Raw genomic sequence first — 14,086 nt, 5'->3', positions numbered from 1 at the left:
ATGTCGTCGGAAGCACGTGATCCCTGGGAGTCTTCATCGTCGTACCCACGTTTTCCTGTTCCGGACAACCTGTATCCAACGAGTGATTTTGTTGAGATCGACACGCCGTTGACGCAGAGCGAATGGGCGATTGTGCGTCCGTTGTTCATTCTCTACGTCGAGCGCGAAAACGCTGTCTACCTGGAGGCGTCGCGCTCCCTTGGCGTCGATGTCTATGGCCGCTCGGCCTCTGAAATCGCCCAGGATATCGTTCAAAGGGAGGCGGACGTGCAGCGCCTGATGTTCTGCATGCCTATCGTGACGGTGTAGGGCATGCAATTGATCCTGTCATCGGGCACGGTGCTGCGCGGCGATCTGCTGCTGAGCGCCTGTCTGCATTCTGATCTGGCGCCGGTGCCGATGACGCTGGAAGCGGTCGTCAGGGCGACAGAGGCAACGGTAGCGGGGCTCCAGCAAGGTGAAACCATCAGCATCGCCAGTGAGGGCTACGTATTTCGCATCGTCCAGGTTCAGCGCAGCAAGGTGTCGGCCAACGTCCAGGGCAGCGACCAGATGGCCGCATTACACATCGTGGCGCTGTTTGAGCCTTGTCATCAGATCGCATTCCGTCGCAAGACCGCTGTGATTAAGGAAGGGGCGACGCTAGGCAGTATCTATGGCGCGTGCGGCGCGCGCGTCAAGATCAATGCGGATTACCCGATTGCGCGCTTTGCCTGTTATGCCGGCGGTGTGCCGAGCTACGAAGTCGCCAAGGTGCTGCAGGAAGAGGGCGGTGCGATTTATACCGATGGCCGTGAAGTCACGTTCATTCGCCTGCAGGACATTTTCAAGCAAGAGCCGATTTTGCGCCTGGAGCAGGATACGACTGAGAATATCGATAGTGGCTTCATGGAGCGCCACGAGGTGCCGTCTTTCTTTTCGATTGATGCGTCCGGCGCATTCGTCTATGGCAATCGTTCCAAGGTACGCGCTATCGGCTATCAGCCAAGGACCGATGCTCGCATGCTGTGGAACATGACGCGCGCCTTGATTCAGAAAAAGATCTTGAAATCCGACTATCTCCCGACCGTCCATGCCGGCAAGGTCATTCAGATAGAGCGCATCAACTACGCCATCATCACTGCCGCACATGCCTTTGAGAGTGGAGCAGACGGCGGCGACAGCCGCCTGTATTCCAAGTTCTGGCTTGGCACGCTGGAGGAATAACGCATGCTGCCTTCCCGTATCCCCGGCATCGTCCGGTCCTATCTGGCGGTTTCGCGCGAGTGTCGTGTCGAAATTCCCGGCCTGACGGATGGCGCCGATGTGCTGCCGCTGGCGGAAATTGAGTATCCGATTGGCGACAAGAGCCGTGCGGCCAGCCATGCTACCGAGATCGAGATCCTGCCAGGTGATCTTGTCTGGCTGGCATTCGAGGGCGGCGATCCGCGCTATCCGATCATTACCGGCTTTCGCAATGCTAGGGCCGGCAATGCGATCGACTGGCGGCGCTGGCATCACGCGAACATCGAATTGACCGCGGACGGGATATTTCGTGTCAACTGCGCGCGCTATGAGATCAATGCCAGTGAAATGGTCGACGTCAAGACGCCGCAGGCGACGTTTTCCGAAAAGGTGACGTCCGTTGGCCTGCTCACGTATCAAGGCGGCTTGGCCGGATCCGGCGGCAGCGGTGGGGCGTCGGCCAAGATACAAGGCGGTATCGAGAATACCGGTGGCGAGATTGTCAGCAACGGCATTGGGGTGGAATCGCACCATCACGATGAACACGATGGCCCACCGACTGGCCGGGCAAAAGCATAATTAAATTCACTTAGGGAAGAAATGGCAAAGAACCTCATTTTCAGTTTTGACGACATGGGTAGCAAGAAAGATGCGGCGACGCGCGCAGTGGTGCGCTACTTCGCCCGTGCGGGCTCCCATATCGTCCAAGGCGACGTGTCGCCCAACATCAAGCGCTCATCCGGCGTGTCCTACCGGGAAATGGTGCTGACGTTCGCCGATAGCCAGGTGGTGACGTTTTCCATTAAGCAATCGGGGGATATATTTCAAGTGAAACTGAACGGGAAGGTTGTACCGCTCAAGCACCAGGAGGACCAGGCAGCGGCCATTGGCGAGATGGTCGGCATGATGGATACCGGCCGCTCGAAATTCCAGGCCGCCATGGCGAAGGTCCGTATTCAGCTGCCGGACAGCATACGGACGGCGGCGCCAAGAATGGAAGTTGCGTTACAAGAAAAATCGGCGGCGCTGGATGTCGCCATCGCTGCCATCACGGAGGATATTGCGGCATTGGCCTAAATCCCGCGAAGATGGAAAACCGCCAAAAATAGCACTTCATCACCGCGTAATAATGGAATTGCACATACCGCGTGGGTACTTCACCTGCGCCGACATGGGGGCAAATCTTAATTACGACAAGGGTGATCTATGCCAAAGCAACATGCGGAATATAACAACGCAAAAACAGAAAAAGTCAGTACGTTTTACACGAAATTGAAGGAAACGGCGGTCAGCAGCACCGGCGTGTTTGATTCCGCCAGCGCCGGCGCATTTATTGCCGACGCGCAGAGCTTGTCCGCATCGATTACCGGCGTGGAAGTGCCTGAGAATTTGCAGATTCTCTTCGATGAGTCGGGCGATGGTCGCGCCGGCATTGCGGGCGCCATTCTGGACGGCGCCGCCTTTTACGAAGCCGAACACGGCGTGGAGCCGACCGCTGACGTGCTGGAGTGGGCCATTCACCAAGCCTATGCGACGTCGGAAAGCGCGCGCTCGAAGTACAAGCTCGACTCGGCGTCTAACCTAGCGCACGATCCGATGTCGTTGCAGCAGAACCGCGCCGTCATTTCGATCACGGCTGCCATGGCCGAAGCCATTCCGGTGGCAAACTACCTGCCAGCCGATATTGGTTCCAATGAAGCGCCGCTGGTGATCGTCTCGCATGAAGCCGGCAGCACCTTCGGCCACTATGGTGCCGGCGACCTGATGGATGGCGTCTTGAGCGGCCGTGCCTACACCTCGGCACAGCGCACCCACCTGCTGAAGCGGACTGGCGACGACTTCGGCGGCAAGGTCACGCCGATTCAACTGACTGCCGATACCTGCGACCAGGATGCGCCGTCGGCCAAGCTACTCAAGGGCCGCACCATCATCTACATCAACGGCCTGCCAGTGGCGAAAGAGACCAGCGCCGACGCGCCAGCGTCTGCCTCGCCAATTAGCGGCTATGTCCGCCTGGGCGGCACGTTGTTTACCGTGTCCGGTTCGATGAATTCGGACACCGGTGCCGTGAAAGTGACGACTGTACCGGCCTTGCCGGCGAATACGCCGGTGATTGCCGAAGCGGTCATCGATTTCGAGAACAACAAGGGCATTATTCCGATCGTCAATACCATTGCAACGCGCTTTATTTTGCGCGCCTCGCCCTGGAAAGCCAACGCCTTTGTGTCGACCGATAGCCAAACGCAGATGGCGAACGAAATAGGCTTGAATCCCATGGGCGAATCGATGCTGGTCATTCGCAATCAATTTGCCAATGAACGCCATTACCAGGTGCTGGAGAAGGCCGCGCGGATTGGCGCCAACAACGCCATGGTGTGGGATTTCAAGTGGGATACCCAAGGTCTGGAAAAGACCCGCGCGCAGATCTGGCAGGACGGCTCCTGCATCCTTGGTGCCGCTAGTCAGCAGATGGCCGAAGACACCATGGATCACGGCATCACGCATCTGTATGTATCGAAGAAGATGGCGGCGATGCTCCTGGGCTTGCCGAGCACGTTGTTTACGCCGTCGGGCGTGACTGCACGTCCCGGCATCTATCGCGTCGGTCGCCTGTTTGGCCTATACGAGGTGTACTACTCGCCGCGCATCGTGGACGTGGATCACAAAACGACCCGCATTATCTGTATCGGTCGTTCGACCCAGGTGGCGCGTAATCCGTTTGTGTTGGGTGACGCCGTGGCGCCAATGCTGATCAACATGAATGCCGACGAAGACCAGCGCTACAAGCAGGGCTTCTATGCGCGCAACTTCACGGCGGTCAATCCGCATCTCCCGTCCGCCATGGGATGCGCTGTCATTGAAGTGATCAATCTCGACTAATCCACCCACACCGAAGGAGCTGCACAAATGGCAAACACATTACATTTGGGCGCTTCTTCCCTGACGGGGAAGAGCGTCAATACATTGGTCGAAGAGGTGTTCGGCAAATCCGAATTTCCTCTGGCTTTGCGACTTACGAATCACACACCGCGCCACCTGGTGTTTCCGGATGTCCGGGCCGAGCTGAAGCCGAATTTCAGCGCGCCAGACAACCAGAGTGAGGTCACGTTCAAGGATCATGCCCAGCTGACGCGCTTTGCGTCGGACGTGGATTCCTTGGCGGAACTGAATCAATGGGCTGAAGCGCTGGCACTGGATGCATTGGACGACGGTCAGTCTGATGAAGTGGCCATAAAGGTTCCAGCTGCCGGTAAAGGCCAGAAAAAGGCTGGTGCTGAAACGAAGCCGCCGGCGGCCACGCCAGCGGACGATGCTGCCACTGCTGACAAAAAATAAGGAATCCCTATGTCTACTGCTTTTAACCGGCAGCTTGGCTCGCAATCGGGCGTGCAATTAAATCCCTTGCGCGATATGACCGATGGCTTTGCGCCGGATAATTCCGACCAGGTGTTCGGCATCATCATGCGCGCCACGCGCGGCCGCATCGATAAGCCGTTCCGGGTCAATCGCGGCAATTTCCACAAAAAGCTTGGCCGCGGCGAGTCGTTACGTGCCTCACCGCTCAATGAAGCGCATATCCACGTCTATGAAGCTTTGCAAAAGGGCGCGGCCTCAGCGGTAGTACAGCGCCTGACGACCAATGCTGCCGTGCTGTCGACCATTGTCGTGACCCAGCCGGAAGCGCCGGCGACGGATCTTGTTTTCAGCGTAGCTACTGCCGTACCGACCGATAAGCCATTCTTGTTGTCAGTAAAGCATCTTGAATGCTACAACGATGGCGTGGTGGTCGAATTGCATGCCGATGCCGTGATGGAGAACGGTGCACCAGTCGCTAATCGTCTGGTGACGCTGCGACTGCGCGACAAAGACCGCAATGCCCTCTATGAATTTGTCGGATCGCTCAATCCGGACGCGCTGGACGACTATCAGCAAAGCGCGTATCTGCCGGATGTGGTGGAGCGCACGACCGACAACGTTGAGGTGTTGGTGGGCGGTGGCGCCCAGATTGCGCCGACCTCGAATGCCTATGGCCGGGATGCCAATGGCCGCCCCAAGTTCGCCATTTCTCCGGTGATGGCCTATTTTACCGAGGGCAGTACCGCCTACGGTGTCCCGGATTTTGCGCGGGCGCGGGATTTGCTGCAGAAGACGGAGCACGACTACGCCTATATCGTCAGTGGCGGTTCGCATGCGCCAGCGCTGCTGTCTGCCTTGGCCCAGCTGGCCTATGACACCAACCGGCAGTTTGCCTGGGACGTGCCAGGCACGCTGTCGCCGGAAGCGGCGATTGCCTTCGTGGCGCAGCTAAACTTCGATTCTCACTACTGCCAGGCGTATTGGGCGCCGTTGAAGTCAGACGACCCGCTGGGCTTGAACGGCAAAGTGGTGCTCGGCACCTCGGCGTACAACGTGGCGCGCCGGTGTTTGCGTAATGCCCAGACGGATGCCAATGGCTTTGCGCCTAAAAACTATCCGATTGCCGGCAAAAACTGGCCGCTGGATAGGACGGGCATTGTGCAGATCCATACGCCTGACGATGACTTGAGCGACCTGGCCGATGCCAAGATCAATCCCGTGATCTATGTCAAATACAACGGCGGCGGCAAGTACGTGTTCAGTGATTCGCTGACCTGCGCTAAAACGGCGGTCTCCATGAAAAAGCTGATTTCGGTGGCTGATATGTCCAGCTCGATCGATGACTGGGTCACGCGCTTTGCCAAAGAGGCGTTGCAGCTGCCGATGGAGGTGTCCGTCAAGAAGACCGATGCCTTCCTCAAAAAGCTGTTCAAGGACGCCAAGACGGCCAAATGGATCGTGCCCAGCGCCGACATGGATGGGGAAGCGTTTCAGTACGTGGTGCAGCCGAATGCTTTGCGGCCGGCGGATCGCATGGATGTGTCTTATTCCTTGAAATACGACGGCACCAATCGCCAAACGTTCGTTACCCAAACACTTTCCCGCTAATCGGGCTTTACAAAATGAAAGGAAGAAGATGAGTCATTTAGCTGCAACAGCGATTCGCAATACCTTGTTTGGCAAGGATGTTGCACACAAAAACCGGCAGACGGTGCTGGATTCGGCCTCCGATGACGAAGGCGGCAATGCCGCGGCGGACTACGCCGCGACACATATCGCACTGGGCGTCGCATCAACCATCCAGGAGTGGATTGAAACCGATGATCTGGATGAAGACGAAACCTTGGCTGATCGTCTCTTGGCGAATATGGTCGGCCTGGTGGATGCGAACAAGGACGGTGAACTGAGCGACGACGAAGCCGACGTGCTGGAGACCGCATTGGAATTCGCCTGGGACTACCTGGCCGAGAAGGGTGTCTCGGATGAGGATTGCAGCAAGCTGTTGAATGATTGGGATGAAGCAGCGGCAGACCGGATCCGGGATCTTCTGGTCGCTAGCTTGCCGGATGGCGATGATGCAACGAGTGCGGATATCGACAATTTTGTGTTTGGCGACGAGGGCAGCGACGCGGTGCTGGACGCCACCTACAAGAAGCGCATGGTGATCCGCAAGGGCAAGAAGGTGCGGATCAATAAGCGCATTGCAGGTCGCGTCCGCCTGACTGCCAAGCAGAAAGTCAGCATTCGCAAGGCACAGATGAAGGCGCACACGGCCAGCGCCACCATGCGCCGCATGAAATCGCTGCGGCTGAATCGGAAGATGGGCTTGAGCAAGTAATCGTTCTCAACTTGAATTAACACTTCAATACAGCGGGCAGCCAGGTGAATCGGCTGCCCGCAATTTTATGTCAGGCGGAAATATGGCAGCACCAGGGCAGGGTACGACGGCAGCTCAGCAAATCCTCGGTTCCCAGTGGTTAGGTCTCTCGGATCATTTGATTGCCAAGATTTATCCGGTTGACAACAAGGGACTGCGTGCGGGGCAAGAGCAAATCGAAGTGCATGCGCCGGTGACCGCCGGCGGCAATATGGAAGCGACGCTGAATTGGCAGTCACCATTTGAACAAAGCAGCCCGGATAGCAAAGCGCCAGCCTTGATTGCCATGCTGCAGTCGGGCGCACTACTGCCTGGAATGAACGATTTTTACTCGTTCTTCGGCCGGAAGTCCAAGTCAGTGTCGGGGAATGCCGATGTGGGTGCCATAGAGCGCAATATCAAAAAATTTGAAGGCCGTACCGGCATCACCAAGTTGAACTCCACGCAGATCTTTACGGGCATGCCGCCTATCAAGATCAATGTGTCGTTGGTGTTTCGTGCCTTTAGCGACCCTAAAAGGGAAGTGGCGGCACCGCTGCAGCAGCTGTGGGCCTGGGCGCTACCGCAGAAACTCAGCGGCGACAGCTTGGTCGGGCGTGCCGCCGGCGGTGGCGATGGCGTCAACGGGGCCATCAACAGCATGTTCCCGTCCGTCGCGCCGCAGCTGATCGGCTTTCAGTATAAGCAGCGGACCTTGGCGCCGATGGTGATCGAGACGATCGGTGAGCCGATTGACGCCCCTATCGATCAAGACGGTTATTACACGGAAATCACCATTCCCTTAACGCTGGCGACCCTGACTGCACTGGACCGCGACGATCTGAAGAAGATCATGGGGCCAGGCTCCTATTCATCCAATTAACTAAGGATTCTCGCATCATATGATTGCTTTCTCACCTCTCAGAACCCGCCGCCTCGCCGTCAAGCTGCGCGAGCTTTCCATTGTGAACGCCGGCGCACTGGCCGCCGTGCCGCCCGAGCGTTTCGAAGAATCGACCACGACCTTCTTGCAGATGGTCATCGCGTCAGCCGATGCACCGACGGAGCGCCACGTGACCGACCCAAAAAACTGGACGGTGCAGGAGCGCATGCTGGTCGTCGGCCACTACCTTGCCCATACAACGGGCGAGGAGGGCGGCGGCGCCAATTTCATGCTGGGCGACGGCCATTACATGGATTACTTGAACGTCAGCCGCGACACACCTGACTTTCCCATCGCCCTGGGCGGCCATGGCGGCGACGAATGGCAGATCTCGCCGGTAACGGGCGCAATGGCGGAAGCCATCGAACAGTTACACGGCCATATTCCGAAAGTCGCCGGTCAGTTGCATTGGATGCTGGGCGCCATGGCTGCGCAGCTTTTACGGGTGGGCGAGCTGGCCCCGGATCCAGCGTCGGATTCGCTGAACTACCTGGAGTGGCTGAAAAATCGTATGCAGATCATCAGTGAATATCCAGAGTCCGAATTTCTTGGGCTGTACGCGATGCGCCATCGCGGGAACAAGCTGCTGATGCACTTCTTTGAGACGGTGGAAATAGATGAGGGATTCGTGGCATTACCCCATGAGGGATCGGAGGCAGAGTCGTTGCCTCCGGCCCGATTTCCAGTTTCAGCCTGCGTCAGTGAGTTCGCGAAGAGAGTTACAGGAAAACCTGCGCAATATGGCGGTTAGCTTGAGTTTATATTCAAGCACCTCGTATCCGGAGGCGATGCGCATGGGTATCTCGGATGCACGGGATTTCCTGGAATCGAAAGCGTTTGAGACCTGGGTGAAGAATCGGGAGCTGGAGCAAAAGGTGCAGCTTGCATTAGTAGGGCGCCTAGATGGCGTTATCAAGGCGATAGGGTCACTAGGCAAGGTAATCAGTCGATAGGGGCAATGTGAGGTTCCTGCCGGCGCAGATCATTGATGGGAAGAGGCATGGCAGAACCAACAAGCACGCTAGCGGCAGTATGGATAGCAATCACGAAATACCTGTTACCGCTACTGCCTGGGGCGGTGGGGTCGGCGGTTGCCCTGAAATTTCTGGGTGACGGCTTGAACTGGTGGCAGAAGCTGTCCAGTTTCACGGCCGGCCTGGCGTGCGCCGTCTACATTGCGCCGGTGCTGATCGACTGGTTCGCGATCACTGGCGCGCGGACCCATTCCGGTATCGAATTCCTGGTGGGCTTATTTGCGCTGGCCACGGCGCGCGAAGTGTTTAAGGAAATTAACGAAGCGGACATCATCGGCACGTTGAAGCGCCGCTATTTGGGAGGGAAGAATGATCCAGCTAATTAATACGGTAGCTAACTTGATACTGCTAGCGTTTTGCCTATGGGCTGTTCTGAACAAACATCTGGAAACGCAGGTGCTGGGTACTTCCGCACTCTCCCTGGTGGCGCTCACGTCCTTTGTGAGCATCATGCGGCCGGATGCCTTTGGTTTCTGGAGTGAGCATTCTGAAGTGGTGTCGAATGTGGCTGTCGCGATTCTGGCGGTATGGTTCTGGCGCCGCTGGCATCAATGCAATTGCCTGGAGAAACGATGAATCTCTCCGCGACACAGCTCTCAACGGCATTACGCATTCCTATCGCGCGCGCGATGGACTGGACGGCACCGATCAATGCGGCAATGGCCGAGTTCGGCATCAGCACGCCGGCACGGTGTGCGGCTTTCATCGCGCAGATCGGCCACGAAAGTGCCGGGCTGTCTCGCTTATCCGAGTCGTTTGATTATTCGGTGCAGGGGCTGATTGCCACCTTTGGCAAGCGTATTGCGGTGCATGCGGCTGCTCTTGGCCGCCAACCAGGAGAAAAGATGGTGCCGCTGGAACGCCAGATCCGGATTGCCAATATCGTCTACGCCAATCGCTACGGTAATGGCGATGTCGCTTCCGGTGAAGGCTGGCGCTATCGTGGTGGCGGTCTGAAGCAGATCACGTTTCACGATAACTACGCGGCGTGTTCGGCTGCGCTGGGTGTTGATTGCGTTGCTGCCCCGCAGAGGCTTTCCATGGACAGGGTGCTCGCGGCACGCTCGGCGGGATGGTTCTGGCACTCGATTGGTGGAAATGTCTATGCCGATAGAGGGGATTTTGATGGGCTTTCGACACGGATTAATGGCGTCGGCATTACTGCTGAGAGCGTGGCCGCGCGGCGCGTGCGCTGGGTGGTGTGCAAAAGTACCTTGGGGGTCGTATGAACCTTTTGAAAGAGGTATTGCCTTGGTGGGCACGCTGGCTGGCCCTCGCTTCGGCTGCCGCTGTGCTCGGGACGATCTGCTACAACAAAGGCAAGCAGGACGAGGGTGAAAAACACATTGCCTACGTCAATCAACAGGCCGAGCGCTCAATCAAAATCGTCAAGGCACAGCAGGCTGTTGTCGCGCAGACGCAGATCAAGTATGTCGATCACATCAAGACCATTTATACCAAAGGAGAAACCATTGAAAAGCAAGTACCGGTCTACATCACACAAGCGGACAGTGCTCGCTTTGCTGTCAATGCTGGCTTTGTGCGCTTGTACGACGCCGCGTGGTCAGGTGACGATCCCGGACCTGCCGCCGATTCTGACCGAGAACCCGCCGGCATTTCGCTTGCTCAGGTCGCTGCCATCGACGCCGGCAACGCCACCAGTTGCCGGGCCTGGCGGGAGTTAGTATTGGGGCTGCGCGAAAATTACATTAATTTACAATCAGTGACAGATAAGGCTGGGCGGTAAAGAAGTAGAAGACCCGGACGTATTGGCGCGCTCATTTGCTATTTTATTTGCCACGTTCTATATTGAAAATGCTTCAGATGTATTTTCCCCGTAATGCTTTGGCTCGCTCCTGTGATAGTAGTGGGCTTTTTTTTTGGGTTCTTCAGGATTGCGGGATAGGCGGCTATAATATTCAGGAAGAAGGCGCTATCCCCGGTATCCGTATGCCATTCGCTTCATTATTTTGATGCGATTTAATGCCTTCGAGCGGAATCGCAATGCAGCCATCTGTGAGCAGCAATCTATCAGGGCGGCTGATGGCTCAAAGCCCACCAGTGGAATCTCAATCCAGGACTCAACGCGTCGCAAATCTGTATGAAATCGGACTTTTTTGCATTCAAATTTTCTGCTGAATTTTGATAAAAACATCACGTAGCAGTGCGGGTTTTTCGACATCCACTGGAAAATTTTAGCAAGATTCTTAGCCAAACATTGATTAATCCATTTTGAGCGATAGCTAGAATAAATTCCTGGGGCAGTATTGTTGGGTATACTCCCGCCCATGGAAAAACAATATGAAGTCCTCTATTGTTGCCAAGGGCGATTCTCGCAAGCTGCCAAAAGGATTGCGGGAAATGCAAGCTCTTGTCAACCGGCAGGCGTCACTGTTGTTCGACCAGCGAAAACGGATGCAACTGCAAAGCAGTTTGCAGCATGACGTGGTGGGATGCTCGCTTCACTGCGCAAATTAGCTGGATTTTCTTCCGGCGCCTCTAACCTGGTCACGTTTCTGCACTCTCAAGCCAAAGATCTCCACGGAGACCATCTCAGCTGCACCAGCTTGCTATTCCATGAAGACTTCGGGGAATTGGCGGGCTATTCCGCATTGGTAAACGATTCAATTCCCCTGACGGCAATTGAAGATAGTTGGGCCACCGATCAAGCTAAATACGACAACAGAAGAAAGGAGGTCGCGAATAAAATAATCCCCCGCATTTACGCTGTGTAGCCGTGATGCCCGTGCCGCCCATGGTCTGTGGCTATCGCCACGATCTTGTTCGGTGGCGCTAGCACGCTCCTGTTTCCGCGGATCATAGTACTTTTGGGTTGCGCCTGGGTTCTCATGCGCGCCAGAAGTGTGTGCGTCCGCGCATCGGGCAGGGGAGAAGTGCTATCTGGTCGACCAGCTTCAAGATCTATCCAGGCCTGGCGATAAATTTCGATCTATCGCCCGCAGCCGTGTAAGACGTTTTTCAAGATTTTTCTTCTTCACCAAGGCGCCAGCCGTTTCTTGGTCGAACGATGCTGCCCGATGTGGAAAGGGGCTCGCATTGGACGCGGCGGTTAATGGTTGTAAATAATAAATTCTTTCTTAATCTTATGGAATAGTAATGTATAAATTGAAATCTGTCATTGTCATTTTAGGAGCCATGCTCGGCATGGTTGCGCAGGGCGAAGCAAGCGCATGGGGATCTCGGACTCCGGCGCCGACGACAACTACTACCACCTCTACTACCGCAGTCAATTACACCAATCCGCAAATGTACGGCGTGACCATTGACGACATATCGGGATTGAGCGCGACTACCACCGCTCTGTCCAAACTGGCGAAGAAGCCGACCACCCGTATTGTGTTCGACGAATGGCAGCCTGCATCCGGCTACCGTAGCGCGACTGTGGCTATCAACAAAGTCAGTTATGTGATGGGTGAGATCCTTGACTCGTCGGCGATGGATCAATACACCGTTCAGCAATACCTGAGCCGCGCAAGCGAGTACATGGCAGCTCTTGGCGACGTGGTGAATATCTGGGAAGTCGGCAACGAAATCAATGGGGAGTGGCTGGGCAAAAACGCCGATGTGGTCGCCAAGATGGCCGGCGCTTACGATCTGGCCAAAGGGCAGGGCAGGACTGCCGCTCTGACGCTGTACTACAACCAGGACTGCTGGTCCAATCCAGCGAACGAGATGTTCACCTGGGCGAATGCGAATATTCCTGCGCGCATGAAAAGCGGGCTTGACTACGTGCTGGTCAGCTATTACGAAGAGGACTGCAACGGCTTGGTTCCTGATTGGAATGCAGTGTTTACGAAGCTGTCGGCCATGTTTCCAAACTCCAAAGTCGGATTTGGCGAAACCGGCACTACCACTACCAATAAGGCTGCCTACCTGACGCGCTACTACACCTTGAAGCCACCGGTAAAAAACTATATCGGCGGCTATTTCTGGTGGTATGGCAAAGAAGACTTGGTGCCGTACACGCAACCGCTGTGGTCGACATTGAATAACGTGTTGTCGGGCAGTTGATAGCTATCTGCTCCTGCTGCCTTGAAGGACTATCTCAGGTGCGCTCGTTTCAGCGCCTCTTACCAATAACGGTCTAACAACTTCTGTTCCAGGTTAAGGGTGCTGACTTGAGTAGTCCTTCATGGTATCTACGGGCAAGGGTCTGGCTCTGCAGATTGTCCCTAGCGATTTTCCACTGAGCCTCGGCCTCCATTTTCTGCCACGTTTCCAGGACCGGCCAGCTCATTCACCAGGTCGCGGCTCACGTAATGCGGGCCATCGAACAAGTAAACGGAAAAGCCGTCATAGGCGGCAAGTTGCGGCCTGAGTTCCGCAGCTGCGGCGGGGCGGAATCCTCCTCCCTGGTGGGGGCGAAAGGCTTCGGCGATGATGCGTACCCGTTGCTTTCCAAAGCGGGAAGCCAACACGTCTGCATAATGCCGAGCCACGCTTGCCTCGCGCGCGTGGATGCCGACGCCATCCTGAAAGAAGATGCCGACGTCTGGCGGCAGCCAAGAAGCAAGCCATTGCGACAGCGTATCGGCGCCGACATTGGCGCTGTCGTACACGCTGATCCACAGTGGCCGAGGCAAAGCTGCCAGCAGCGGACCCAGGCGGGCTGCATCGGACCAGCTCGAATCGACCTCTAGCGGGAAGAACCAGCCCGCCACATGCAGCGGCGTCGGCAACGCGGCGAGCTTGCGCGATTCTTCAATTAGCGCGGCAGCATTTGCGCGGGCGGCCGTTTCGTCGAATTTGCCCGCCAATCCGACAATCACTTTGCTCGCCCAAGGTTCAGCCGCAATCCGCTGCCAATCAGGCAAATGCGCGGCAGCGGGCCCCTCGGCGCCGGGCAGATAGTTGACGCCATCCACGGCCGTCCATTGGATGAGCAGTTCACGCGCCCCGAGCCTTTCCCAGTTTCCCATAGGATGCAGCGTCTGGTCATCGAGCTGCCACACGATTCCTCGCACCCGCGTAGGCGGATATTGCTTGAGCCTGGCTTGCAGCGGGTCCTGGCAACTGCAGAGCGTTGCCACCACAAGCATGCCTAACATGCAGCGCCGATTGACCCTGCGCAAAATTGTCCTCGACTTCACATTGCAAACGGCGAGGTGCATCTTCATAGTTCGCTTCCTTGATCAGAGGCGCCGGCGCATC

At 56.4% G+C, this 14,086-nt stretch carries 16 protein-coding genes and 1 pseudogene; 16 read left to right on the top strand and 1 reads right to left on the bottom strand.

Translation table 11 applies throughout. The features are described 5' to 3' along the window. From AC07V8_RS15980 to AC07V8_RS15905, 16 genes and pseudogenes are all read left to right on the top strand, one after another. A pseudogene (locus tag AC07V8_RS15980) lies at positions 1 to 309 on the top strand (hypothetical protein); the annotation flags it as partial. 3 nt (positions 310 to 312) lie between these two features. Further along, positions 313 to 1,206, top strand: a complete 894-nt coding sequence (locus AC07V8_RS15975) for a hypothetical protein (protein WP_494681202.1) — start codon at positions 313 to 315, stop codon at positions 1,204 to 1,206. Positions 1,207 to 1,209: 3 nt separating this feature from the next. Continuing rightward, complete coding sequence (locus tag AC07V8_RS15970; RefSeq protein ID WP_494681203.1) at positions 1,210 to 1,803, top strand: phage baseplate assembly protein V; 594 nt, start codon at positions 1,210 to 1,212, stop codon at positions 1,801 to 1,803. A 21-nt stretch (positions 1,804 to 1,824) separates the two neighbouring features. Then, positions 1,825 to 2,301 carry a defense against restriction DarA-related protein gene (locus tag AC07V8_RS15965; RefSeq protein WP_494721472.1) on the top strand — a complete coding sequence of 159 codons (477 nt, stop codon included), beginning with the start codon at positions 1,825 to 1,827 and terminating at the stop codon, positions 2,299 to 2,301. A 129-nt stretch (positions 2,302 to 2,430) separates the two neighbouring features. Further along, positions 2,431 to 4,104, top strand: coding sequence for a hypothetical protein (locus AC07V8_RS15960; protein WP_494721471.1), 1,674 nt, complete (start codon positions 2,431 to 2,433; stop codon positions 4,102 to 4,104). Positions 4,105 to 4,131: 27 nt separating this feature from the next. After that, on the top strand, positions 4,132 to 4,560 hold the full coding sequence (locus tag AC07V8_RS15955; RefSeq protein ID WP_494679094.1) for a hypothetical protein: 429 nt from the start codon (positions 4,132 to 4,134) through the stop codon (positions 4,558 to 4,560). A gap of 9 nt (positions 4,561 to 4,569) precedes the next feature. Continuing rightward, positions 4,570 to 6,189: a hypothetical protein gene (locus AC07V8_RS15950; protein ID WP_494679095.1), complete on the top strand. Its 1,620-nt coding sequence runs from the start codon at positions 4,570 to 4,572 to the stop codon at positions 6,187 to 6,189. Positions 6,190 to 6,217: 28 nt separating this feature from the next. Then, on the top strand, positions 6,218 to 6,919 hold the full coding sequence (locus tag AC07V8_RS15945) for a hypothetical protein (RefSeq protein ID WP_494679096.1): 702 nt from the start codon (positions 6,218 to 6,220) through the stop codon (positions 6,917 to 6,919). A gap of 82 nt (positions 6,920 to 7,001) precedes the next feature. Further along, a complete protein-coding gene (locus AC07V8_RS15940; RefSeq protein ID WP_494679097.1) occupies positions 7,002 to 7,820 on the top strand; it encodes a hypothetical protein in 819 nt (272 codons plus the stop codon). A 19-nt stretch (positions 7,821 to 7,839) separates the two neighbouring features. Beyond that, entirely contained in the window at positions 7,840 to 8,631 is a 792-nt protein-coding gene (locus AC07V8_RS15935) for a hypothetical protein (protein WP_494679098.1), read from the top strand. 249 nt (positions 8,632 to 8,880) lie between these two features. Further along, entirely contained in the window at positions 8,881 to 9,240 is a 360-nt protein-coding gene (locus AC07V8_RS15930; RefSeq protein ID WP_494679099.1) for a holin, read from the top strand. Beyond that, complete coding sequence (locus tag AC07V8_RS15925) at positions 9,224 to 9,490, top strand: hypothetical protein (RefSeq protein ID WP_494679100.1); 267 nt, start codon at positions 9,224 to 9,226, stop codon at positions 9,488 to 9,490. The genes AC07V8_RS15930 and AC07V8_RS15925 overlap by 17 nt, the downstream gene beginning before the upstream one ends. Then, positions 9,487 to 10,143 carry a glycoside hydrolase family 19 protein gene (locus AC07V8_RS15920; RefSeq protein WP_494679101.1) on the top strand — a complete coding sequence of 219 codons (657 nt, stop codon included), beginning with the start codon at positions 9,487 to 9,489 and terminating at the stop codon, positions 10,141 to 10,143. The genes AC07V8_RS15925 and AC07V8_RS15920 overlap by 4 nt, the downstream gene beginning before the upstream one ends. After that, on the top strand, positions 10,140 to 10,661 hold the full coding sequence (locus AC07V8_RS15915; RefSeq protein ID WP_494679102.1) for a hypothetical protein: 522 nt from the start codon (positions 10,140 to 10,142) through the stop codon (positions 10,659 to 10,661). The genes AC07V8_RS15920 and AC07V8_RS15915 overlap by 4 nt, the downstream gene beginning before the upstream one ends. 554 nt (positions 10,662 to 11,215) lie before the next feature. Continuing rightward, a complete protein-coding gene (locus tag AC07V8_RS15910; protein WP_494679103.1) occupies positions 11,216 to 11,392 on the top strand; it encodes a hypothetical protein in 177 nt (58 codons plus the stop codon). A gap of 639 nt (positions 11,393 to 12,031) precedes the next feature. After that, a complete protein-coding gene (locus AC07V8_RS15905; RefSeq protein ID WP_494679104.1) occupies positions 12,032 to 12,946 on the top strand; it encodes a hypothetical protein in 915 nt (304 codons plus the stop codon). Between the two features lie 161 nt (positions 12,947 to 13,107). Here AC07V8_RS15905 and AC07V8_RS15900 read toward each other — a convergent pair whose 3' ends face one another. Next, a complete protein-coding gene (locus AC07V8_RS15900) occupies positions 13,108 to 14,052 on the bottom strand; it encodes an alpha-amylase family protein (protein WP_494679105.1) in 945 nt (314 codons plus the stop codon). Positions 14,053 to 14,086: the final 34 nt, after the last annotated feature.

The sequence above is a fragment of the Collimonas sp. GW821-FHT02H07 genome (assembly GCF_059421505.1).
The sequence above is the reverse complement of the archived record's forward strand: the minus strand, read 5'-3'. Positions and strand labels throughout refer to the sequence as shown.